Raw genomic sequence first — 23,546 nt, forward strand, 5'->3', positions numbered from 1 at the left:
GATCAAGGCGCCATTCTTGGAGGAGGTACACCATGGTCATGACCGATAGTGTCGTCGAGCTATCCCGCTTGCAGTTCGCTATCACTGCCTTGTACCACTTTTTGTTCGTACCGTTGACGTTGGGGCTGAGCTTTCTGCTGGCCATCATGGAGTCGGTCTATGTCATGACCGGCATTCCGGCTTACAAAGAGATGACCAAGTTCTGGGGAAAGTTATTCGGTATCAATTACGCATTGGGCGTGACTACCGGCCTGCCACTGGAATTCCAGTTTGGCAGTAACTGGGCTTACTATTCCCATTACGTCGGCGACGTGTTTGGCCCGCTACTGGCGGCCGAGGGACTGATCGCCTTCTTTTTGGAGTCCACCTTCGTCGGCCTATTCTTCCTCGGCTGGGAACGCCTCAGCAAACTTCAACATCTGGTGGTGACCTGGCTACTGGCCATTGGCGGCAGCCTGTCGGCGCTATGGATTCTCATCGCCAACGGCTGGATGCAACACCCCGTGGGGGCCGAATTCAATTTCGATACCCTGCGCATGGAGTTGGCCAGTTTCCCTGAGGTATTCTTCAATCCAGTGGCCCAGGTCAAATTTGTCCATACCGTGGCGGCAGGATACACCACTGGCGCCATGTTCATACTGGGCATCAGCGCTTGGTACCTGCTCAAGGGCAAGCATCTGGCCATAGCTCGGCGCTCGTTTGCCATTGCCGCGAGCTTTGGCCTGGCTTCCGTACTTTCGGTTATCGTGCTGGGAGACGAAAGTGGCTATAACGCCGGGGAAACCCAAAAGGTCAAGCTGGCGGCCATCGAAGCCGAGTGGGAAACCGAAGAACCACCGGCAGCCTTCACCCTGGTGGGCTTGCCTGATGATCAGGCCGAGACTACCCGTTTTGCCATCAAGATTCCCTATGTGCTAGGCCTGATTGCCACCCGTTCGGTGGATGAGGAAGTGCTGGGGATCAAAGATCTACGCAAACGAGCCAGGCAGCGGATAGAAAATGGACTGATTGCCTATCAAGCATTGGAAGATTTACGCCGCAAGCCGGAGGACAATACTGCCCGCCAGTTGTTGGCCACTTATCACGAAGACCTGGGCTACGCCCTATTATTGAAACGTTATCGTGATGATATCCTCAACGCCAGCGAAAAAGAAATCGAACAGGCGGCCCATGACAGTATTCCCAAAGTAGCACCCTTGTTCTGGACATTCCGCGGCATGGTGTTTGCTGGCTTTGCCATGTTATTTATTTTCGCCGCCGCATTCTACTATTGCGCCCGGCGCGTGGCTGGTCAGCAACGCTGGCTGCTGAAACTGGCCTTCTATGGCATCCCCTTGCCTTGGATCGCTTCCGAACTAGGGTGGTTCGTGGCTGAATACGGCCGCCAACCCTGGACCATCAGTGGCATATTACCTACATTCTTAAGTGCCTCCAATCTCCAGCACGGTGATGTGCTCCTCACCATAAGCGCTTTCGCGGCCTTCTATTCAATTCTGTTGGTAGTGGAGATGTTTCTGATGATCCGCACTATCCGACAAGGACCGGAAGCCTCTGCAACAGCAACCGCATAGGAGAATAAACGATGGATTACGATACTCTGAAAGTGATCTGGTGGTTAATCGTTGGTTTTTACATGATCGGATTTGCCCTCACCGTCGGCTTTGATCTAGGTATTGCCATGTTGCTGCCTATTCTTGGAAAGTACGACACCGAGCGCCGCACCATTATTGCGACGGTAATGGGCACCTGGGAAGGTAATCAGGTTTGGCTGGTGACGCTGGGGGGAATCTTGTTCGCGGTCTGGCCGCTGGTCTATGGCGCGCTGTTTTCCGGGCCTTACCTGGCTATTATGGCGCTGCTGTTTTCCCTGTTGTTGCGCCCAGCCGGCTTCGATTTCCGGGATAAACTCACAGTGCCAGCTTGGCGGCGTTTCTGGGATTGGGCGCTATTCGCCGGCGGGCTATTGCCTGCCCTGCTGCTTGGCGTCGTCATTGGCAATATCCTCCTGGGGCTGCCATTCCGCTTTGACCAAGATTTGCGGATGACTTATGAAGGTGGCTTCTTTGATCTGCTGCATCCGTTTGCTTTACTGTGCGGAGTGATTACTACCGCGCTGTTGGTACTCCATGGCGCCAATTTTCTCCAGTGTCGGACTTTGGGGAGCATTTGTTTTAGAGCCAGAACCGCCGCCACTGTTGGCGCTTTGGTGGCGGTTGCTGGCATGGTGATAGCGACCCTCAGCCTGTTTGCCATCGATGGCTATGCCATCACCGCCATGCCTGATCCAGCCAACACCTTGTCACCGTTGGAAAAACAGGTTCAACCAGTCAGCGCCGGGTGGCTTGCCAACTTTCTCCACCACCCCTGGATGTTACTGGCGCCAGTGACTGCCATGGGCGGCACATTGATGGCGGCGGCCTTCGCCCGCCAATTCATCCCAGCTCTGGCATTTTGGACCAGTGGCGCAGCTCTGGCGGCCATTTTGCTGACTGTCGGCCTTGCCTTGTTTCCTTTTCTGCTGCCTTCATCCATAGATCCAAACAGTAGCTTGACGGTATGGGATGCCGCCTCTAGTTCATTTACCTTGAAATTGGTATTTGCCTTTACCTTGATATTCATGCCCATCGTCATTGTCTATACCGGGTGGGTTTATCGGGTCCTTTGGGGACAAATCACGGCGGAAAATCTAGAAACCCATTCATGAAAGGAGGAACAACGATGTGGTATTTCGCGTGGGCTTTGGGTGTCGGTTTTGCATGTTCTTTCGCAATTCTCAACGCCATGTGGCTGGAATTAAACTGCAATCTGGATGCGCCTCAAGCCAAGCCGGCGGAAGATGAGATTGTGTCTCGTTTCGGCAGGTGGCGGCGAGGTTAATCTATAACGGATAAAAAGCAAGCGATTGGTTGAAATCCACCAACTCCCCTGGTGGATTTCAACCAATACCCCGTGGGTTACCCCCCAAAATCCTCGACTATAACCCTAATTCAACCAAGCTTATATATGGCATGGAAATTGCTTAACCAATATTTAGTGACACTGCAATAGGAGTTCGAGTCTCATGTCCCAAACAGCCGCTGCACTACCAAAAACCGGCCTGGCCGGCTTGAAGGAACACTGGCGCGAAGATCTTATCGCCGGATTCCAGATTTTTCTCATCGCCCTCCCCCTATGCCTGGGAATTGCGATGGCCTCGAACTTTCCACCCATGGCAGGGATCATCGCCGCCTTTGTGGGGGGATTGCTCGTTTCCCGGATCAATGGTTCCTACATCACCATTTCGGGACCCGCGGCCGGACTGATTGTCGTTACCCTGGGGGCGGTGGAAAGCCTGGGACATGGGGATCCAATAGCAGGTTATCACGGCGCCCTGGCGGCGATTGTCGTTGCCGGTCTTGTGCAAGTCTTGCTGGGTATCCTGCGCGCCGGCCGTTTCGTAGCCTTGGCGCCGGCTTCGGTAGTGCACGGCATGCTGGCGGCCATCGGCATCATTATCATCGTCAAGCAATTCTACGTCATGCTCGATGTCAAGCCGGAAGGAGAATTGCTGGAAAACCTGGCCGCCATGCCGCATGCGTTCACGGAGATGAACCCGGAAATCGCGCTCATCGGTTTCGTCAGCCTGGCAATCCTGATCGTTTGGGAAATCCTCAAGCCCAAGGTCAAACTATTACAGATCATCCCTGCCCCTATTGTCGTGGTAGGTGTGGGGCTCGCTCTAAGTTTGTATTTCGATCTGGAGCACCACCACAAATACTCGTGGCACTCCACCTTTTATGAAGTCGGTCCTCAAGAGCTCCTGCCCGTTCCGCAAAGCTTTTTTGACGGCTTCGCCTTTCCGGATTTTTCCATGATCGGCACCGCCGCGTTCTGGATTGCGGTTATCAGTATCTGCTTGGTATCCAGTCTGGAGAGCCTGTTATCGGCGGCAGCCATCGACAAGCTCGACCCCTGGCAGCGCCAGAGTGATCTCAATAAAGACTTGCGCGGTCTGGGCATCGGCACTTCGGTCTCGGGCGCCATCGGCGGTTTGCCGATGATTTCGGAAATCGTCCGTTCCACCGCCAACATCCAATTCGGCGCCCGCACCCAGTGGTCCAACTTTTTTCATGGCCTGTTCATGCTGGTATTCGTGGCCCTGTTTCCGCAAATCATCCACGAGATTCCCAAAGCGGCCCTGGCCGGGCTATTGGTGTTCACCGGCTACAAGCTGGCCTCGCCCCGGGAGTTCTACAAGACCTGGGAGATCGGCAAGGAACAACTATTCCTTTTCGTTCTCACCATCATTGCCGTGCTCGCCACCGACTTGCTCATCGGGGTGGCGATCGGCATCGCCGCCAAAATCATCCTCCATGTCCTCCGTGGGGTCAATCTCAAACAGTTGTTCAAGATCTCCTTTGATCTCAAACAAACCGATCCCGATACCTATCACGTCAGTATTGACGGCGCCGCTATCTTTTCCAACTTCCTCGGCCTCAAGACCGCTCTGGCGGAATTACCGTCAGGAAAGACAGTCATTTTCGACCTGACCCACGCCGACTTTATCGATCACACGGTGATGGAATTCCTCCACGAATTTTGTGAAGACTATGAGCGCCGCGGGGGGCACTGCGAAATCCACGGACTGGAACTGCACGAAGCCGCTTCCGAACACCCGTTGGCGGCCCGGCGGCAAGCTACTGAACGTCTGAAGAACGGCTTTTTAAAGATTGAAGACGAAGGCGACCGCACAATTGTAAAAATTGGTGGCGGCAAACTTTTGGAACGGCTCAACAAGGAAATTCGCCAGGAGTTGGAACAACTGCCCAGAGACAAAAAGATCATTTTTGATTTGTCCGACGCCTGGTGTTTTGCCCAACCACCGCTGGATTATATCAATGCATTTATCGACGAGCGTCCTAGTGGAACCTGCGAAGTCAGGGGTTTGGAGGGTAAACCTGTTGCCAGGGAAAAACGCTCATGATCCGTAACCTCGTCACCCAAACCATCCACCGCGCAGGCCATCTGGCCGGGCGAACGCTGAAAGACACTTTTACCTTTTTCCGCCAGCGGCCTCAACTCGTCATGAGCCTGGCCGGCGCGGTACTGTTAATCACTGTGTATTGGCTCATTGCCGGAAAGGAGGCGGCCCTGCCCTTCACCCTGTTGGCGGTCATTTTTTCTCTGGCCTCGGGGTTTGTCGGTTTGGGCGCGGACCGTCATCCCCGTCTGCTGCGCCATACTTCCTTTGGCCTGTTGGGTTTATCCGGCATCGCCGGGTTACTGGGCGGCGGCACCGCCCTGATTGGCGGCGTCTCGCTGGATTTCAGCCTTCCCTTGGGGCTCCCTTGGCTGGCCTGGCATCTGCACCTGGATGCCCTGGCCGGCTTCTTTCTCTGCGTCATCAGCGTGGTTCTACTGGCAGTGGCACTGTTCGGCCCCCACTATGTCCAGGAATACGAACACGGCCCCCATCCCTTGTCCCTGTTGGCTCTGGCCACGGGTTTGTTCATTGCTGGCATGCAGCTGGTCCTGTTGGCCGCCGATGCCTTTTTCTTCATGATTGCCTGGGAGCTGATGTCGGTAGCCAGCTATTTTCTGGTGGCTTATAGCCACGAACACGCCGCCAACCGCCACGCTGCTTTTATCTATCTGCTGATGGCCGAAATCGGCGCCTTGCTTATCATTCTCGCCTATGGCGTCTTGGTGGGTTTTGGCGATGGCTTCACCTTCGAGCAAATGCGCCATGCCGAACTTACCCCTCTGTGGGCGGCGGTGGCCTTCGTCCTCGCCATGGCTGGTTTTGGCATGAAGGCCGGGATCGTTCCCCTCCACGCCTGGCTGCCGGAAGCCCATCCGGTCGCCCCTTCCCACATCTCGGCATTGATGAGCGGCGTGATGCTAAAAGTCGCGGTCTATGGCTTTATCCGTTTTACCTTCGACCTGGTCGGCCCGGAACACTTCCACTGGGGCTGGGGCGTGGCGGTACTGGTGGCTGGCGCCGCCTCCGCGGTTTTGGGCGTCCTCTACGCGCTGATGCAGCACAATCTCAAGCGTCTGCTCGCCTATCATTCGGTGGAGAATATCGGCATCATCTTCATGGGCTTGGGACTGGCCTTGCTGTTTTATAGCGATGGCAAACCCACCTTGGGCGCCATTGGCCTGATTGCCGCCCTCTATCACACCCTCAATCACGCCATTTTCAAAAGCTTGTTGTTTTTGGGCGCCGGGGTGATTTTGCAACGGACCCATGAAAGCGACATCGAGCACATGGGAGGGCTGATACACCGTATGCCAATCACTGCGGTATGGTTTCTCGTCGGCTGCATCAGCATCTCGGCGCTGCCCCCCTTCAATGGCTTCGTTTCGGAATGGCTGACTTATCAGGCAGCCTTGCAGGTTTCTTCCCTCGATAGCGGTGTACTGCGCAGTTTTGTGCCGGTGACCGCTGCCATGCTGGCCCTCACGGGTGGCTTGGCGGCGGCCTGTTTCGTCAAGGTTTTCGGCGTGGTTTTCCTTGGCAAGCCCCGCAGTCATCATGCCCACCGGGCCCGCCGCCTCGAATCCACCAGCGCCCTGGCTGGCATGGGCTGGTTGGCGGGGCTGTGCCTGTTATTGGGTATTCTGCCAACACCCTTGGTTCGTCTGCTGGAGGGCGTCAGCCTGCAACTGACCGGTGCGGGATTGCCGGAAAGCGCCAGCCGCGGATGGCTCTGGCTGGCGCCGGTTTCTCCCGAAAATGCATCCTACGCCGCGCTACTGGTCATGCTGGCCATGGGGCTAGCCTGGCTTTTGAGCTACGAATGGCTGCATCCCGGCCATGAACATCCCGAGCGCCAGGCTTATCCCTGGGACTGCGGTTTCGGGGAACTTAATGCGCGGATGCAGTACACCGCCAGCGCCTTCGCCATGCCCTTCCGGCGTATTTTTGCCGATACCCTGATAGTTCACGAAGATATCGACAAAAACACTACCGGCCCGGACCAGCTCAAGGTGACGGGTATCCGCTACCATCTCCACGTCAGCGACCTTCTATGGCTGTGGTTTTATGAACCGGTGGCAAAATTACTCCACTGGGCGGTGCGCCGAGTAGGGAAAATCCAGACCGGCAACATCCGCGTCTATCTGGGCTATTCCTTTTTCACATTAATCTTTCTGTTATGGGTGATTAGCTGATGGCTTGGATTCTCAATCTTATACAAGTGGCCCTGTTTGTCGCCGCAGCGCCCCTGCTGGCCGGCTGGATCAAGAAGCTCAAATGTTGGAGTCAGAACCGCCGGGCGCCTTCCATCCTTCAGCCTTACCGGGATCTTTCCAAGTTGCTGCGGAAGGAAACCGTGGTAGCGGAGAACGCTTCGTGGATTTTTCACATGGCGCCCTACATCATCTTTTCGGTGGCGGTACTGGCGGCGGCCATCGTTCCCTTGGTGGCGGTGCAATTGCCCACGGCCCGGATGGCCGACGTGATTGTATTGGTCGGTTTTTTCGGTCTGGCCCGGTTCTTTCAGGCCCTGGCGGGGCTGGATATCGGCACCGCTTTTGGCGGCATGGGATCGTCACGGGAAATGACCATCGCTTCCCTCGCGGAACCGGCCATGCTAATGGCGATATTCACGCTGGCGGTCTCCATGTCCACCACCAATCTTTCGGCGGCTATTGAAACCTTGCTTCATGAACCCCTGACCATCCGCCCCTCCTTTGTTTTCGCGGGGCTAGGCCTGGCCCTGGTGGCGATTGCCGAGACCGGGCGCATTCCGGTAGACAATCCCGCCACCCATCTGGAACTTACCATGATCCACGAGGCCATGATTCTCGAATATAGCGGCCACCACCTTGCTTTGATTGAATGGGCGGCGCAAATCCGCATGGCCATTTACGCGGTACTGTTGGTCAATATCTTCCTGCCCTGGGGACTGGCGGTTAATTTCACCTGGACAGCCTTGGGCTGGGGGGTGCTGGCGGTTACGGGCAAATTAATTCTCTTGGCCGTGGTTTTGGTTCTGGCGGAAACGGCGCTCGCCAAAATGCGTCTATTCCGGGCGCCTCACTTTCTCGGCTTCGCTTATTTACTTGCCTTGCTGGGCATGCTCACCCACGTGATTATGGAGGTTGGCTAATGGAAGCACTCGAACCCCTCTACGGACAAGCGGTATTTTTATTGGCCGCCTTAATTTTGTTCACTTCGTTCGTGATGCTGGCGCAAAGCCGCGTCACGACCCTGGTCAACCTGTTCGCCCTTCAGGGATTGCTGCTAGCGGCCACCACTGCTCTGGTAGCTTTAGTGCAAGATACGCCCCATTTATTGATTTCCGCAGGGCTGACCTTTGCCCTGAAGGCGGTCTTGATACCGTTACTCTTGCATTGGTTGATCTTGCGCATGGGACTGCACCGTGCCGAGGATGAAGTCAAACGGCCTTTGCAATTACTGCTGGGGGCCGCCTCGATTGTGGTATTCAGCTACTACGTGACCTTGCCGGTAGTTCAATTGTCTGAACTGGAAACCCGCAATATCATCGCCACCAGCGCCGCGACGCTATTGCTGGGCATGTTGTTGATGATCTCTCACCGCCAAGCCATCAGTCACGTGGTGGGATTCATGGCCATGGAAAACGCCCTGTTCTTCTCCGCCGTCGTCGCCACTTACGGCATGCCGCTGGTGGTGGAACTGGGGGTGGCTTTTGATGTCATGGTGGCGGCGGTGATTTTTGGGGTATTCTTTTTTCAAATCCGGGAAAGCATCGATTCCCTGGACGTGGACCGTCTCAGCCGCCTGACAGAAACCGAGGAGCCAGAAGCATGATCGCACTGTATCTGTTATTAATCATTCCCTTCCTTGGCATGGGCGTGCTGGCGTGGGTGGGTGACCGCCCCTGGGCAGGACGGGTGAATAACTGGCTCAATGCAGCCACATTAATTATCTCAATCCTTTTAGCGCTGACTGTGCTCCGGGCCGGCACCTTGATTTCCGATGACCGCTTTTGGCTGGTGGATGCCTTCAACGTTTACCTGATTGCTCTCACGGCCCTGGTGGGATTGACCACAGGCATCTTTTCCGGCCCTTACATGGAGCACGAGCGCAAGATCGGCCGCCTTACCCCAAGGCGATTGCGTCTCTATTACGCCATGTACCAGGGCTTCATGCTGGCGATGTACTTGATTCTGGTGACCAACAACATGGGGATCATGTGGGTGGCGATGGAAGGCGCTACCCTGGCCACCGTATTGCTGGTCAGTTTGTACCGTACCCCAGAATCGGTGGAAGCGGCCTGGAAATACTTCATTCTCTGCGGCGTTGGCATCGCGCAAGCGCTGTTTGGCACGATTTTGCTTTACTTCGCCGCTTCCCAGGTGCTCGGCACCGGCGACGAAGCCCTGGAATGGACCACGCTTTACGTCCACGCCGCGGAATTCGATCCCACGGTCATGAAAATCGCCTTCGTATTCTTGCTGGTGGGCTATGGCACCAAGGTGGGCTTGGTGCCGATGCACAGTTGGCTGCCTGACGCCCATTCCGAAGGCCCGACTCCCATGTCGGCGATTCTTTCCGGTCTGCTGCTCAACGATGCCTTGTATGCCATCGTCCGCAGCAAGATGATTGTCACCCAAGCGGTACCGGGCAACCTGCCCGGATTTCTGATGATGGGATTCGGCCTGCTGTCGTTTTTGGTGGCGGTCTTGTTCCTTCACCGCCAGCGGGATATCAAACGCCTATTCAGCTATTCATCGATCGAACACATGGGCACCATGACCTTTGCCTTTGGCATCGGCACGCCGCTGGCCACATTCGCGGCGCTGATGCACATGACGGTGCATTCCCTGACCAAATCGGCGATCTTCGTCACCGTCGGCCACGCCGCCCAAATCGCCGGCACCCAGCGGATGGATAAAATCCGCGGCCTGATAGCCACCCAACCCCAGGTGGGCTGGGGCCTGCTGGTGGGCACCCTGGCGATAGCCGGATTTCCACCCTTTGGCGTATTCGTGAGCGAATTTCTGGTACTCGTGGCGACCATGGAATCCTATCCCTGGTTGACCCTGCCGCTCCTGCTGGGGCTGGCGATTGCCTTCGGCGGACTGTTCCGCCACCTGCACCCCATCGTCTTCGGCAAGCAACCCCAAGGCCAGAATCCGGTTCAGGCCAATATGGCGCCGGTCTTTGTCCATCTGGCGCTGGTACTGTTACTCGGGTTGATGATTCCCGGTGTCCTGGCGGACTGGTTTGATCACGCCGCCCAATTGATCAGTGGAGGAATGCCGCAATGACACAATGGACCGCTTACAGCAACGCCCTGACTTGGGCGGATATCGACTACACCCAGACCTCGTTGTCACCAGTAACCGTTTGGCAAATTCCCCCTGCTACCTGGGGCATGGCCGCCGAACTGGCCCACAAGCAACAACTCCGTTGGAGCGCCGGGTGGGGCGAGGATCTAGGCGAGCACATCCGTTTGAACGCCTTGTTTGAACAGGGCGGCAACTATCTTCTGCTGCGCACCGAAGTGCCGGCGGAGCAACCGGAGCTGCCCTCCCAGGCGCGTTACTTTCCGGCTGCCGACCGCAGCGAACGCCACACTCAGGATATGTTGGGCGTGGCCTTTACCGATCATCCCGATCCCCGGCGCTGGACCCGTCATCAAGCCTGGGACAAAGATCAATTTCCTCTGCGTCAAGCCTTCCCCGCCGATGCCACCCCCGGGGAAACGACGCCGGCCGACAAGGATTATCCCTTCGTCAAGGCCCAGGGAGCCAGCGTTTACGAAATACCTGTGGGACCGGTCCACGCCGGGATTATTGAACCGGGACATTTTCGTTTTCAAGCGGTGGGGGAAACGGTTTTAAACCTGGAAGAACGTCTGGGCTATGTTCACAAAGGGATTGAAAAAATTGCCGAGGAACGAGATCCAGCAGGGTTGGCCCGCCTGGCCGGCCGGGTGTCGGGGGATACCACGGTGGGCCACGCCTGGGCCGCCTGCCAAGCGATGGAACGGGCGGCGGGCATGGACATTCCACCACGCGCCGCCTATCTAAGAGCCATCCTGGCCGAGCGCGAACGCATTGCCAACCATTTGGGGGACATGGGCGCCATTTGCAACGATGTGGCTTTCACCTTTGCCCACTATCAATTCGCCCGCCTGCGTGAAAACCTGCTGCGCAGCAACCGAGATATTTTCGGCCATCGCCTGCTTATGGACCGGATCGTCCCCGGCGGTGTCGCCATGGACTTGAATGCCGATGCCGTCACCCGGCTTGATGGGGAACTCACCCGGCTCGGCAAGGAACTGGACGAATTGTTGACTATCATCGACCGCAACACTTCCCTGGGCGACCGGATTTACACCACCGGCGTTTTATCCAAGGAAACCGCCGGTACCATAGGCTGCCTTGGCTATGTGGGCCGTTCCAGTGGCCAAGATTACGACGTTCGCCGTCACGCCCCCTACCCGCCTTATGACCAATTCACAGTCAAAGCGCCGGTGGAAGAAGAAGGCGATGTCGCTTCCCGCTTTTGGATACGCTACAAGGAAATCCGCGTGGCCATGCGGCTGTTGCGACTCCTGCAGGGAAGGCTGCCGGCGGGAGAAATTCAGGCCCCGTTCCCCACGCCGGAAGATGGCGCCGAAGGGGTAGGCATCGTCGAGGGCTGGCGAGGCGAGACAATTGCTTACGTCCGCTTTGGCGCGCAAGGTAAGGTAGCGCGTTATTTTCCCCGAGATCCCAGTTGGCTCAACTGGCCGGCGTTGGAACGGATCGTGCTGGAAAATATCGTGCCGGACTTTCCGGTGTGCAATAAATCGGTCAACGGTTCCTATTCCGGCGTGGATCTTTGACGAGGATTCGCCGGATGCGCTGTGCATATCCGGGATGCATGAACTAGGTCGGATAAGGTACGTCAGCGCCGCATCCGGCAACCTGGGGATTAAAATCAAATCACAAGAGAGATAGACGAACATGTGGCGCTTATATGTCAAAATGCTCAAAACCGGCATCAAAACCGAGCCAGTACGTAAAATAGCCCGCGATCCCGAGGTGGAACACTTGGGAGCGGAAGTCAAACGGTTGGTGAACAAGGATTTCGCCGGCAGCCTGGCTATCCGCGAAGTGGACACCGGTTCGTGCAATGGCTGCGAATTGGAAATTCACGCCCTGAACAATGTATATTACGATGTGGAGCGCTTTGGCGTTCATTTCGTTGCCTCGCCCCGTCATGCCGATATGCTGCTGGTGACAGGTCCCGTGTCACGCCATATGGAGACCGCCTTGCTGCGCACTTACGAAGCCACCCCCGATCCCAAGTGGGTGATCGCCTGTGGCGACTGCGCGGTATGCGGCGGGGAATTCGGCGTTTCCTACGCCAGTTGCGGGGCCGTGGACAATGTCATCCCCGTGGATGTCAAAATCCCCGGCTGCCCGCCGCCACCGAGCGTTTTACTCGCCGGCATCCTTGAAGCCATCGGGAAAAGGAGAAAATCATGAAGCAATCAATCCCTTGGAAAGGGTTGTCTCTGCTACTGGGAGGAATACTTTTTGCCAGTAACGCGCTGGCTACCCAAAAGGATTTTCTGGGATGGTACGGATTATCCGCGCAGGGCGGTTTTGGGGCCCTGTCCCCCCTGCTGAAGAACTTCAGTTGGAGTTTTCTGAATCAAGCCCGCCTGGGAGACCATCACCGCGATCTGAAGGAAAACCTGCTGTTCATTCAATTCAATTACCATTTCAACGATCAACTCCACGTGGGGCTGGGTTACACCCGGGATTGGCTCGACCGCTTCAACGAAAACCGCGCCTACGAAGAGATCGGCTGGCGTTCCAAAACCTCTGACTGGGGCCGGTGGACGACGCGCACCCGCCTGGAACAGCGGGTCAACGATAAGCTCCACTCCAACAACATGGGGGTTCGCATCCGCGAACTGGTGCAATGGAGCCATCCCTTGCCCGGCCTGCCAAAGGTGGACTTTCTGTTGAACGACGAAGTCATGTGGTATCTCAATTCCAGCGCCTGGCGCAGCGACGGTTTTACCGAAAACCGGGCTTTCGCCGGATTTTCCCTGCCGCTGGTGGACAAAACCAAGCTCACCCTGGGCTATATGAACCAGTTCGTCCGCAAGGGCACTTCGAAAAATCATTTGCTCCATCACATTCTTTTTGTCAATATCGGTTTCCATTTTTGAACAACGATCAAGAGGCATCCCATTGAGCACCTTCCCTCCCTGTCCCCACTGCAATTCTGAATATACCTACGAAGACGGCCATCTCTACGTTTGCCCCGAATGCGCCCACGAATGGGGTAAAGACAGCCCACAAGAAACCGCGGAAGACACTTTCACCGTCACTGACGCCCACGGCAATATTTTGAAGGATGGGGACAGCGTCACCATCATCAAGGATCTTAAAGTCAAAGGCTCCTCAGCGGTGGTCAAAGTGGGCACCAAGGTCAAAAACATCCGCTTGGTGGAAGGGGATCATAACATCGACTGCAAAATCCCCGGCATCGGGGCAATGAAGCTGAAATCCGAGTTTGTGAAAAAGGCTTAAAAAAACGACAGGTGAAACAGAAAGCGCTTCGACCACCTTTCCGGCAAACCCTTTGGTACCGGCTGATCATGGCCGGTGGGGTAGCCTATACTGTGATCTGGAGCGTTCTCCTCTATTTCGGCTGGACGGATTCGCCTACCATCATTCTTTGGTGCGACGTCATAACGGGTATCATTCTGCTCCATCTGGCCTACGACATTTACCACCGTGGTGATCGTTTTACCGAAACCCGTCTTTTGGTCCGGCTGATACGCCTGATTAGCCTTTTGTACGCCAGCGCCTGGACCGTAATTATTATGTTCACCTTCGGCTCAGAGTTATTATTGCCGTTCGATTTGATTTCCCTTTACATCACCCTGTCCTTGTCCTACGCCTTGTGGAAAAGCCTGCTTTCAAAGCGCTCCCCCTCAATCTAAGATAAAATAGATAGCCCCATTGATTCACCGGCACTTATCACACTAAAACCTTATCGTTTGACGGAATAGCGCACTCTTTACCGCGGTGGACAATGCCAGAAAATGCCACGGATCACTTCAGCGATTTAATACCGACAGATTTATCGTTTCCACCGTAAAGGGACAATGAAAGCGCTTCACCCCCTCCTCTACCGGCCCGTCATCATTACCGCAGTAGGCTTGAGCCTGCTTCTCGTTTTGGTGCTGGTGGCCTTCATCCTCTTGACCTGGAGAAATCTGGCGCGGATTCACCGGATCGAAACCACGGTTAGCCAGGTCAACCGTCTCCAGACCGTCAATTACCAGCTCCAAAAAACATTGCCGGCAACTCCCGGCCCCGCCTTGCCATCTCTGCTTGAGAAGCAACTGAAAACCCTAGCCACCCAGGACTTACGAACCGACATAGAGTCCATTTTGAACCTGCTCCATCAATCTCAACCCGGCCAATTGACATTGGCCTACCAGCAACTTCAACACCTGTTGGAAAAAGAAAATCTCCGGGAACAAAACATGCTCACTCAAGTGGTTGCCGATACCGAATTGGAATTGAAGGCCGCCTTGGGCGGGTTGACTGCCCTATTGTTGCTGCTGATTCTGGGAGGCATCCTGACCCGCTATTGGTTGCTGACGCCCTTGCGTAAAATGAACGGCTTGTTGCTACAACTGGCTGAAGGCCGCTTCGAACCCATTATGGCGGAGGATACCGGCCCCCCCTGGCGCCCACTTCTGGATAACTATAACTATATGGTGACCCGTCTGGCAGCCTTGGAAAAAGCCCGTCAAGAACGCACACGTTCCCTTGAATCCCAAGTCCGCAGCGCCGCCGCAACTTTACTGGCGCAAAGCCGGACGCTGGCGCGGGCGGAGCGGCTGGCCGCGGTGGGCGAAGTGGCCGCCGGGGTCGCCCATGAATTACGCAATCCCCTGGCTGGCATTCAAATGGCGCTGCACAATCTGCGTTCGGAAAATACCAATCCCGAAGTACGCCAACGCTTCGACCTCATCATCGCCGAAATGGAACGGCTCAGCCGCCACCTCAACCAGCTACTCGACCAAGCCCGCCACCAACCGGAGCCGTTGCGGGAAATTGATCTGGACCGGGTCATTGAGGAAATCTTGGCGCTGTTACAATACCAGATTCCCGGCAATATCCAGCTTCATTATCGAAATGCCGGCCCCTTGCGGGTACACTTGCCAGAAACCACCCTGCGTCAATCCCTGATTAATCTGATTCTCAATGCCGTTCAGGCATTGGGCAAACAAAAGGGCAATATCTGGATCACTGCCCAGGCCAAGGACAACATGCTACGGCTGGAGGTCAGCGATGACGGCCCCGGTTTCCCCAAGGATCTGCTTTCCCACGGCATCCGCCCCTTCACCACTGGCAAAGACGGCGGCACCGGCCTGGGATTGCTGATGGTCAAACGCTTTGTCACCAGCCTTGACGGTCGAATCCTCTTGGGCGAGCGGCAGCCGCGAGGCGCTCATATTATCTTGGAGATCCCATGCGCAACTCCTTGTTAATCATCGAGGACGAAATTCTCCTGGGTGAAGAATTGGCCCGCCGCTACCGTCATCTCGGCTGGGAAGTCTGGCTGGCCAAGAACCTGGAAGAAGCGCGCAACTTTTACCAAAAAAAGGAAATCGAACCCCTGGTCGTGCTTTCCGACATGAATTTGCCCGATGGCAGTGTCCTGGATTTTCTTGAAAAAATGGGTGGACGGCAACCCGGTTGCGAATGGATATTCCTCACCGGCTACGGCAGCGTGCCGGATTCAGTGCGGGCGTTGCGATTGGGGGCCTATGAATTCCTGGAGAAACCCTGTGGCCCGGACCGGCTTCAGCTCATTCTGGAGTCGGCCGCCCGCAGTGCTCAGGCGCAACGCCGTTTGGCTTTCGAAACCAGCCAGCGGCACAACCGGTTCAGCCCCGAGGTATTCGTGGGTGAAAGCCCCCAGGTTTCCCGCTTGCGACAGCTCCTTGGCCGCTTGGCACAAATACCCTTTTCTTCTCTGGTTATCCTGGGTAAAACGGGCACCGGCAAAGGGCTGGCGGCGCGGGTGCTTCATTCCAGCGGCCCCCGCTCCCAAGGTCCTTGGGTGGAACTCAACTGTGCCGCTCTGCCCAAAGATATGGTGGAAGCGGAATTGTTCGGTTATGAGGCCGGCGCATTCACAGGGGCCAAGGGACGTCATCACGGCCTGTTGGAACAAGCCGATGGCGGCACGCTGTTTTTGGACGAAATCGGTGAACTGGATCTCGGCATCCAAGCCAAGCTGCTTAAGGCCGTGGAGGACAAGCGTTTCCGGCGCCTGGGCGGCGAGCGGGAAATTCAGGTGGATGTACAGATCATCGCCGCCAGCAACCGGAATTTGGAAGAAATGGTGAAAGAAGGTTTGTTTCGCGGCGATCTCTATCACCGTTTGAGCGTCTTTTTAGTGGAAATGCCGCCTCTGCGCGCCCGCAAGGAAGATCTCAAAGCACTCGTTCATTTGTTTGTCTCAGAATTCAATACCAAGGCGGACAGACGGGTCAAAATCATTCCGGAAGCCGGGTGGGAACAATTTGAAAGTTATCACTGGCCCGGCAATATCAGGGAACTGCGCAATTTGATCGAACGCTGTGTACTATTGGCGGAAGATGAATTGTTCCCCTGCCAGTGGATCCAATTGCCAGGGCAGCATATCTCTTTCGAGACAAACAGTAACACCATCGCCTTACCCTTGGATGGCACTCTGTCGCTGGAAGAGATGGAGCGGAAAATCATCGAAACCGCCCTTGCCCGCACGGAAGGCAATGTTACCGCCGCCGCCAGACTGCTCAAGGCCAGCCGAGAAACCCTGCGCTACCGGATCCAAAAACACAAAATCTCAATCTGACCGCAATTTCCAACTTCCTATCGAAACCAACGAATAACTACTCACTCATACCGGAAGCAGGCCCCCCTGGGGACCCGAACAATACGGCGACAGTATATTTTCATCCAATCATCCGTTTTCCTAAGACCCTTGCCATAAATCAAACAAGCCTCCGTCATCTATTCAAGCCAGGGCACGTGGTCTGCTTCAAAAACTTCGCCGGCAGGGAAGCCAACGTGGAGTCTACAGAGACGTAGTTTACGGCGTTTTTCGAAGCAAACCACCTGCCTCTGTAATCAATACCTTACGTGTTTAAATGATATGGCCCTGATAAATCAAAGAATTGAATTTGATTTATTCGATATTCCTAATAGAATGGGAAGCCGCGTTCACAAGGAAGGCATTGAATGAAAGCACTAAAGCTTGTTTTTCTGTGTTTCCTGATAATTAATCTTCAGGCAGTCCCTCTTTATGCCGAAAACCTGGGAATAGATGCTGATGTCTTGCCTTCCGCGCCGTTAACTCTATCTCAAGCGATTGATCTAGCGCTTATTCGTAATCCCGATCTCCATGCGGCTCAAGCTCGGATTCAAATGGCACAGGGTCGCCTCAAAGAAGTGGAAGCCGCTTTTTATCCCCAATTTAAAGCCGGGTTGAGCTATGTCTCATCAAACAATCCTTCCCGGGCTTTTGGCATGATTGTCGCCCAGCGCAGGTTTGACTTCGGCATGGACATCAACGATCCAGGGTTTCAGGAAGATTTCCGCCCTGAAATAGGCATGCAATGGTCGCTATTTCGTGGTGGACAGGATTATTATCAACGTCAGGCCGCCAAGCTGGGCATCGATGCAACTGAGGCACAAAAAACCGCTATCCGCAACGGCTTGGCCACCGCGGTAAGCGCCTCGTTTTATGCTTTGCTAGAAGCGCCACAGCGGATCGATGTGGCCAAACGTACCCTGACCACCGTCAGTAAAGAGCTGGAATTCATGCGTGCCCGCAAAGCCCAGGGCATGGCGCTTAAATCCGATGTCTTATCTTTGGAGGTCCGCTTGGCTCAAGCCCAAGAGCAGCAAATTCAAGCATTGAACGCCAAGGAAGCAGCAAAAGCCGCTTTGCGTACCCTGTTGGCTTTTCCACCTGAAGCACGGCTGGAGGTCATTTCCGGTGACAGTACCCAAGTACCAGCCACCCCCGGTGAATTTAACGATTGGCTCCAAAAGGCGTTGACTCACCGGCCCGAGCTGATTGCCGCGGACAAGCAAGTAAAGGCCCAGGAAAAGGTGGTGAAAGCGGCACAAGGCGCTCGCCTGCCTCGGTTGAATGTCTTTGCCACTTATGGCCAAAATAGTAAAAACCCTCAATTTTCAACCAATAAAGACAATCTCACCATGGGTGTGCAGGCGGAGGTGGATTTATTCACTGGCGGCGCCATCAGCGCCCGGATCCATCAGGCCAAACAAAAATTAGATGAAATCCGCGCCTTGAGGCAACAAACCCAGTTGCAGGTGGAAAAAGAAGTGAAACAAGCCTGGTTGAATTTGCGGGAAGCCTTGGCACGCCTCGAAGTCGCCAAACGGGCATTGGCGGCCGCAGATGAGGCATTGAAGCTGGTCCGCGCCCAACATCGCGGCGGAACCGCCACCGTTACCCGCTTTCTTGAAGCTGAAACTGATGCCGCCGCTGCCCGCCTGCATTTAATTACTGCCCGCTTTTATGCACTCGTCGCCGAGGCCGAGCTCAAACGCGCCACCGGCGAATGGATACACCGAGAATCAAGTGATGATCCACCGTTTAATTGAACAAGCGTTGAAGGGCGTTTTCGACCCTAGCGCCATCATGGTTAGACAGCCGTCCCAAAACGCCGTCGATCAACCGGTGATCCAGAGTAAACAACTTGAACCGGACCTTGGATGGCGCAGGCAAACCGGCTTGTTTCAGATCCCGCAAAAGGCAATCCAGTGGCCAGGGAGAATGATGGGCGGAAGTAATCATAGCCATCACCGAATGGCTAATGGGCGTATTAAATTCTGGTGCGGAAGACAGCACCAACGCCGGCCGCCGTTTACTCGTATTACGGTCGGTGAAAGGGAACGGCACCCGAATCACAGTGAATCGTTCATAGGTCACGAAAGGCCTCCTCGTCAGCTTCAGAGTGCCATTCGCCCAGGGTTTCTTCAACGGCTTTCAAGTATTCCATATCCAACGGTGTCGCCCGCCGAACCCGAACGATGCCTTTTTCGTCCACCTCCCAGACAATCCGATCACCAGGACAGATTCCCAGGATTTTACGAATATCCGCAGGAATGGTGGCCTGCCCTTTCGTGGTCACCTTAACAATATGAGTCATAATGTTTATCTAATGTATTACAGTAATACCATCATACCATGAAACTCACCAGCAAACTCGTTTGGGGCCCGCTCGCCGTCCTCGGCCTGATTGGGCTACTCGCCTGGATTCAGGGCGCTTTTGCGGAAAAGGTCCCGCCGGGCCGCACCCCATTGGCATTGAAAAAGGCCTCCGGCCACACCGTTAAAGTCGAAGCCCGCACCCTTCCCCGCCGATTGGATTGGCCCGCCACCGTCAGTGCTGACACTGTTGCCCGCATTGCCCCAAAAATCCCGGGGCGAATTCTTGAGATCACCGTGGACATCGGCGCCCAGGTACCAAAAGGCCAATTGCTGGCCCGCCTGGATGACAGCCAGATCCGCGCTCAATTACGCGCCGCCCAGGCCGCCCTGGCCGCAGCGAAAGCCCAGGCCCAACGGGCAGCGGCGGATGCCCGCCGGATACGCAATCTATTCAAACAGCAGGCCGCCACCCAGCGGGACCTTGATGCAGCCGTGGCCGCCGAACGAGGCAGCCGGGCTCGAGTCGAGCAAGCCAGGCAGCAGATCCAAGCCATTCAGGCGCAACTCAAAGAAACCCGCCTTTACGCCCCTTTTGCCGGAAGTGTGATTGAACGGTTGGCCGATCCTGGCGACATGGGCCTGCCCGGACGGCCAATTCTCACCTTGCAGAATCCCCGGCAACTGGAAGTCAAAACCCACGTCCCGGAGCAATGCGCCCGCTTTTTGAGCCTGGGATCACCTGTGACAATAAACGTGCCCGGCCAAGACCTCCAACTCGAGGCGGCAGTAACGGAAATGGCCGCCGCTGCCGATGCCTTCACCCACACGATCGAGGTCAAGGCGGCGTTACCGCCAGATCAACCAGTGCTGCCGGGCGCCTTCGCCTGGTTTGGGCAGACTTGCGGCGAGGAACAATTATTGTTGCTTCCCGCCGCGGCGGTGCGTCAGGTGGGGCAACTAGAGGAAGTGCAGTACGTCACCGAAGGCCACATACAAACCCGCCTAGTGCGCACCGGCCGGCGTATCGACGGGCAAATTGAGATTCTCGCCGGGTTGAAGTCGGGAGACCAAGTCCAGCTACCCAAGGTGAACTGAGATGGCAGAACAGGAGAAGGCCTTGGGTTTCACCGCCCGCATCGTCAAGCTTTTCATCGAATCGAACTTGTCGCCATTGATTCTGATTGGCTCGATGCTGATGGGTCTTGCCGCGCTACTATTGACCCCCCGTGAAGAGGAGCCACAGATTGTCGTCCCAGTGATGGACGTATTGGTCGAAGCGCCCGGGGCTTCGGTGGATGAAGTGGAAAAACTGGTGGCCACCCCGCTGGAACATAAGCTGTGGGAGATTCCGGGCGTGGAGTATGTTTACTCCATGTCCATGCCTGGGCGGGCCATCGCCACGGTGCGTTATTACGTTGGCGAGGACCGCGAGGACAGCCTGCTCAAGACCTGGAGCAAGCTCATGTCCAACCGGGAAATCATCCCACCCTTTGTCACCTCTTGGACGGTCAAGCCGGTGGAGATCGACGATGTTCCCATCGTTCTGCTTACCCTCTCCTCCCCGGATCCCGCATATGGCACCTACGAGTTACGACGTGTGGCCGAAGAGCTGCTCGACAAGATCGGCCAAGTGGACAATACCGGCAAAATCTGGATTTCCGGTGGCCAGCGCCGCACCCTGCGCATCTATCCCGACCCGGCCAAACTGGCCGCCCATCATCTGAGTCTACTGGAGCTGATGGGAGCACTGCAAAAGGCCAATTTCAACCTTCAGGCCGGCGAATTCAACCACGACAACCGCCGGCTGCGCCTGGAAGCCGGCCCTTTTTGGAAATCGCTGGAAAATGCCGCCAGTACCGTGGTTGGTCAATACCAGGGCCGTCCGGTCTATCTGCGGGAAGTGGCGAAATTAGAAGACGGCCCCGCCGAGGTAGAGACCCTGACCCGTATCGGATTCGGGCCCCAGGCTGAACACAGCAAGCGCATTGCAGGCCCTGACGCGACGAGCGGAGACGGCCATCCGGCGGTGACCATTGCCGTGCCCAAACGCCGCGGCGCCAACGCCGTCACCGTGGCCCGGGACGTCATCGAACAGGTGAAATCTCTTCACGGCGGCGTCATTCCTTCCCAAGTGACCGTCACCGTCACCCGGGACTACGGCGAAACCGCCAATGATAAGGTCAACGAATTGGTGGAACATTTATTTGTCGCTATCGCCACCGTCATCGTTCTTTTAGCCATTGCCTTGGGGGTGCGCGAAGCCTTCATCGTCGCCATCGCCGTGCCCATGACCCTGGGAGTGACCCTGTTTTGCGACTTGGTATTTGGTTATACCATCAACCGCGTCACCTTGTTCGCGCTCATCCTATCGCTGGGCCTGCTGGTGGATGACCCCATTGTCGATGTAGAGAACATTTACCGCCACTTCAAGCTCCGCAAACAACCGCCGCTACAAGCGGCCTTGACCGCAGTGGACGAAGTACGGCCGCCGACTATTTATGCCACCTTCACCGTCATCGTCTCATTCTTGCCGATGTTTTACATCACGGGCATGATGGGGCCCTACATGGCGCCCATGGCATTCAACGTCCCGGTGGCCATGTTGATGTCGTTGTTGGTAGCTTTCACCGTTACGCCATGGGCCAGTTACCACCTGCTCAAGGCAGAATATGGCAGACCCGGGGAAAAACCCTACGATATTCATGAAAGCCTCATCTACCACTGGTACCAAAAAGCCTTGGGTCCTTTGATTGCCAACGCTGGCCGGGCACGGCTGTTTCTAGGTTTTATCGTTCTGCTTTTCTTCCTCTCGTGCCTGTTGGTGGTCTTCGCCATTCCCCTCAAATTGCTGCCCTTCGATAATAAGAACGAAATGCAGTTGGTAATCGACATGCCCCGGGGCACTACCCTCGAAGAAACCGATGCGGTGGCCCGGGATCTGGAAGATTATCTGGCCACGGTCAACGAAGTCACTGACTTCGAAACCTACATCGGCCTTGGCTCCCCCATGGATTTCAACGGCTTGGTTCGCCACTACTACCTGCGCCATGGCAGCTATCAGGGCGACATTCGCATCAACCTAGTACATAAGCACGAGCGTGACCATCAATCCCACGAAATCGCCCTGAGAATCCGCCCGGATATCGAAGCCATTGCCGCCAAACACGGGGCTAGCGTCAAGATAGTGGAAATCCCGCCAGGGCCGCCGGTGCTTTCCACCGTGGTGGCTGAGGTCTATGGCCCTCCCGGGGTGGCCTATGCTGATCTGGTCCAGAACACACTACGCATGCGCCACGATGGCTTTGAAAAACTCGATATTCTGGTGGATGTGGACGACTTCGTGGATGAGCCCCAGACCCGTCTCAACTTCCACATTGACCAGGCCAAGGCCGCCTTGCATGGCATCAGCGTGGCTCAGATTTCCAAGACCTTGGCAAGCGCCCTGGGGGGCACCAAAGTCGGCCTGCTCCACGCCGAGTACGAACGCCAACCTGCCCCCGCCATTGTTCGTATCCAACGTCCGCTGCGTTCCCACCCCGAAATTCTCGCCAGCCTGCGGGTACGGAGCGCCGATGGCCAACTGATCCCGTTGGGCGAGTTGGGGCACTTTATCGAGGAAAAAGTGCCAGTGACCCGTTATCATAAAAACCTTAAGCCGGTGGGCTATGTGATTGCGGAAATGGCGGGCCATGCGCCGGTGGAAGCGGTAATCGCCTTGACCCGGATGTTCGAGGATAACCCGTTGCCGCAAGGCTATGATTTCACCTTGCGCGGCGAAGGCGAATGGAAGATCACCGTGGATGTGTTCCGGGATTTGGGCCTGGCCTTTGCCGCCGCCTTGGTAATGATCTATGTGCTGCTGGTGATGCAAACAGACTCCCTAGGGATGCCCATCGTCATCATGATGGCCATTCCGCTGACCGTCATTGGCATCATGCCCGGTTTCTGGCTTCTAAATTTGCTTCCTGAACCCATCCAGGGCTATCCCAACCCTGTTTTTTTCACCGCCACGGCCATGATCGGCATGATCGCGCTGGCCGGCATCGTGGTTCGCAACTCCATCATCCTCATCGACTTCATCCAACGTCTCCAGGCCCAAGGCAAACCCCTTAGTGAGGCCCTCATCGAAGCCGGTGCCGTGCGCCTGCGCCCCATCTTTCTGACCGCTGGCGCCGCCATGTTTGGCTCCGTTGTCATCACCCTCGACCCAATCTTCTCGGGGCTGGCCTGGAGCTTTATCTTCGGTATCTTCGCGTCCACCAGCTTCACGTTGCTGGTGATTCCGGTGGTGTACTATCTTTTAAATCGAAAAAAGCAAGAAGTTAGCGATTAAAACTCTGCGCCCTACGCGTCTCCGCGGTGATACAAA

General features: G+C 55.9%; 18 protein-coding genes and 1 pseudogene. 17 read left to right on the top strand and 2 right to left on the bottom strand.

Translation table 11 applies throughout. The features are described 5' to 3' along the window. Window positions 1-32: 32 nt before the first annotated feature. From AXA67_13320 to AXA67_13390, 15 genes and pseudogenes are all read left to right on the top strand, one after another. Window positions 33-1,571 carry a cytochrome d terminal oxidase subunit 1 gene (locus tag AXA67_13320; protein KXJ40015.1) on the top strand — a complete coding sequence of 513 codons (1,539 nt, stop codon included), beginning with the start codon at window positions 33-35 and terminating at the stop codon, window positions 1,569-1,571. An 11-nt stretch (window positions 1,572-1,582) separates the two neighbouring features. Continuing rightward, window positions 1,583-2,704: a cytochrome d ubiquinol oxidase subunit 2 gene (locus AXA67_13325; GenBank protein KXJ40016.1), complete on the top strand. Its 1,122-nt coding sequence runs from the start codon at window positions 1,583-1,585 to the stop codon at window positions 2,702-2,704. Window positions 2,705-3,061: 357 nt separating this feature from the next. Further along, a pseudogene (locus AXA67_13330) lies at window positions 3,062-4,675 on the top strand (sulfate transporter). Window positions 4,676-5,130: 455 nt separating this feature from the next. Beyond that, window positions 5,131-7,155 (top strand): hydantoin racemase, encoded by a 2,025-nt coding sequence (locus AXA67_13335; GenBank protein ID KXJ40193.1) that lies wholly within the window; start codon window positions 5,131-5,133, stop codon window positions 7,153-7,155. After that, the gene (locus AXA67_13340) at window positions 7,155-8,096 is read left to right on the top strand and encodes a formate hydrogenlyase (protein ID KXJ40017.1); all 942 of its coding nucleotides are present in this window, start codon (window positions 7,155-7,157) and stop codon (window positions 8,094-8,096) included. Before AXA67_13335 ends, AXA67_13340 begins: the two co-directional genes overlap by 1 nt. Next, window positions 8,096-8,779, top strand: a complete 684-nt coding sequence (locus tag AXA67_13345) for a formate hydrogenlyase (GenBank protein KXJ40018.1) — start codon at window positions 8,096-8,098, stop codon at window positions 8,777-8,779. Before AXA67_13340 ends, AXA67_13345 begins: the two co-directional genes overlap by 1 nt. Continuing rightward, window positions 8,776-10,242 (top strand): hydrogenase 4 subunit F, encoded by a 1,467-nt coding sequence (locus AXA67_13350; GenBank protein ID KXJ40019.1) that lies wholly within the window; start codon window positions 8,776-8,778, stop codon window positions 10,240-10,242. The genes AXA67_13345 and AXA67_13350 overlap by 4 nt, the downstream gene beginning before the upstream one ends. Then, window positions 10,239-11,807, top strand: a complete 1,569-nt coding sequence (locus AXA67_13355; protein KXJ40020.1) for a hydrogenase — start codon at window positions 10,239-10,241, stop codon at window positions 11,805-11,807. The genes AXA67_13350 and AXA67_13355 overlap by 4 nt, the downstream gene beginning before the upstream one ends. A 121-nt stretch (window positions 11,808-11,928) precedes the next feature. Next, window positions 11,929-12,453 (top strand): hydrogenase, encoded by a 525-nt coding sequence (locus tag AXA67_13360; protein KXJ40021.1) that lies wholly within the window; start codon window positions 11,929-11,931, stop codon window positions 12,451-12,453. Then, on the top strand, window positions 12,450-13,148 hold the full coding sequence (locus AXA67_13365) for a hypothetical protein (protein KXJ40022.1): 699 nt from the start codon (window positions 12,450-12,452) through the stop codon (window positions 13,146-13,148). Before AXA67_13360 ends, AXA67_13365 begins: the two co-directional genes overlap by 4 nt. 22 nt (window positions 13,149-13,170) lie before the next feature. After that, window positions 13,171-13,512 (top strand): alkylphosphonate utilization protein, encoded by a 342-nt coding sequence (locus AXA67_13370; protein ID KXJ40023.1) that lies wholly within the window; start codon window positions 13,171-13,173, stop codon window positions 13,510-13,512. 68 nt (window positions 13,513-13,580) lie between these two features. After that, window positions 13,581-13,928: a hypothetical protein gene (locus AXA67_13375; GenBank protein KXJ40024.1), complete on the top strand. Its 348-nt coding sequence runs from the start codon at window positions 13,581-13,583 to the stop codon at window positions 13,926-13,928. A gap of 165 nt (window positions 13,929-14,093) precedes the next feature. Continuing rightward, window positions 14,094-15,491 carry a hypothetical protein gene (locus AXA67_13380; GenBank protein ID KXJ40025.1) on the top strand — a complete coding sequence of 466 codons (1,398 nt, stop codon included), beginning with the start codon at window positions 14,094-14,096 and terminating at the stop codon, window positions 15,489-15,491. Then, window positions 15,473-16,846 carry a Fis family transcriptional regulator gene (locus tag AXA67_13385; protein ID KXJ40026.1) on the top strand — a complete coding sequence of 458 codons (1,374 nt, stop codon included), beginning with the start codon at window positions 15,473-15,475 and terminating at the stop codon, window positions 16,844-16,846. The genes AXA67_13380 and AXA67_13385 overlap by 19 nt, the downstream gene beginning before the upstream one ends. A gap of 386 nt (window positions 16,847-17,232) precedes the next feature. Next, entirely contained in the window at window positions 17,233-18,627 is a 1,395-nt protein-coding gene (locus AXA67_13390) for a hypothetical protein (GenBank protein ID KXJ40027.1), read from the top strand. Here AXA67_13390 and AXA67_13395 read toward each other — a convergent pair. Both AXA67_13395 and AXA67_13400 read right to left on the bottom strand, forming a co-directional pair. Continuing rightward, window positions 18,620-18,955 carry a transcriptional regulator gene (locus AXA67_13395; protein ID KXJ40028.1) on the bottom strand — a complete coding sequence of 112 codons (336 nt, stop codon included), beginning with the start codon at window positions 18,953-18,955 and terminating at the stop codon, window positions 18,620-18,622. The genes AXA67_13390 and AXA67_13395 overlap by 8 nt on opposite strands. Continuing rightward, window positions 18,945-19,175 carry an AbrB family transcriptional regulator gene (locus AXA67_13400; protein KXJ40029.1) on the bottom strand — a complete coding sequence of 77 codons (231 nt, stop codon included), beginning with the start codon at window positions 19,173-19,175 and terminating at the stop codon, window positions 18,945-18,947. Before AXA67_13400 ends, AXA67_13395 begins: the two co-directional genes overlap by 11 nt. Before the next feature lie 38 nt (window positions 19,176-19,213). On the opposite strand from AXA67_13400, the gene AXA67_13405 reads away from it, so the two are divergent. Beyond that, a complete protein-coding gene (locus AXA67_13405; protein KXJ40030.1) occupies window positions 19,214-20,272 on the top strand; it encodes a hypothetical protein in 1,059 nt (352 codons plus the stop codon). A gap of 1 nt (window position 20,273) precedes the next feature. Continuing rightward, window positions 20,274-23,510, top strand: coding sequence for an acriflavine resistance protein B (locus AXA67_13410; GenBank protein KXJ40031.1), 3,237 nt, complete (start codon window positions 20,274-20,276; stop codon window positions 23,508-23,510). Window positions 23,511-23,546: the final 36 nt, after the last annotated feature.

The organism is Methylothermaceae bacteria B42, from assembly GCA_001566965.1.
In the GTDB taxonomy this organism is placed as follows: Bacteria; Pseudomonadota; Gammaproteobacteria; order Methylococcales; family Methylothermaceae; genus Methylohalobius.

Excerpts from the sequence above, each read along its gene's own strand:
- AXA67_13320 (KXJ40015.1), top strand. The coding sequence starts at position 33 with ATGGTCATGACCGATAGTGTCGTCGAGCTATCCCGCTTGCAGTTCGCT.
- AXA67_13325 (KXJ40016.1), top strand. The coding sequence starts at position 1,583 with ATGGATTACGATACTCTGAAAGTGATCTGGTGGTTAATCGTTGGTTTT.
- AXA67_13340 (KXJ40017.1), top strand. The coding sequence starts at position 7,155 with ATGGCTTGGATTCTCAATCTTATACAAGTGGCCCTGTTTGTCGCCGCA.
- AXA67_13345 (KXJ40018.1), top strand. The coding sequence starts at position 8,096 with ATGGAAGCACTCGAACCCCTCTACGGACAAGCGGTATTTTTATTGGCC.
- AXA67_13350 (KXJ40019.1), top strand. The coding sequence starts at position 8,776 with ATGATCGCACTGTATCTGTTATTAATCATTCCCTTCCTTGGCATGGGC.
- AXA67_13355 (KXJ40020.1), top strand. The coding sequence starts at position 10,239 with ATGACACAATGGACCGCTTACAGCAACGCCCTGACTTGGGCGGATATC.
- AXA67_13360 (KXJ40021.1), top strand. The coding sequence starts at position 11,929 with ATGTGGCGCTTATATGTCAAAATGCTCAAAACCGGCATCAAAACCGAG.
- AXA67_13365 (KXJ40022.1), top strand. The coding sequence starts at position 12,450 with ATGAAGCAATCAATCCCTTGGAAAGGGTTGTCTCTGCTACTGGGAGGA.
- AXA67_13375 (KXJ40024.1), top strand. The coding sequence starts at position 13,581 with ATGGCCGGTGGGGTAGCCTATACTGTGATCTGGAGCGTTCTCCTCTAT.
- AXA67_13380 (KXJ40025.1), top strand. The coding sequence starts at position 14,094 with ATGAAAGCGCTTCACCCCCTCCTCTACCGGCCCGTCATCATTACCGCA.
- AXA67_13385 (KXJ40026.1), top strand. The coding sequence starts at position 15,473 with ATGCGCAACTCCTTGTTAATCATCGAGGACGAAATTCTCCTGGGTGAA.
- AXA67_13390 (KXJ40027.1), top strand. The coding sequence starts at position 17,233 with ATGAAAGCACTAAAGCTTGTTTTTCTGTGTTTCCTGATAATTAATCTT.
- AXA67_13400 (KXJ40029.1), bottom strand. The coding sequence starts at position 19,175 with ATGACTCATATTGTTAAGGTGACCACGAAAGGGCAGGCCACCATTCCT.
- AXA67_13405 (KXJ40030.1), top strand. The coding sequence starts at position 19,214 with ATGAAACTCACCAGCAAACTCGTTTGGGGCCCGCTCGCCGTCCTCGGC.
- AXA67_13410 (KXJ40031.1), top strand. The coding sequence starts at position 20,274 with ATGGCAGAACAGGAGAAGGCCTTGGGTTTCACCGCCCGCATCGTCAAG.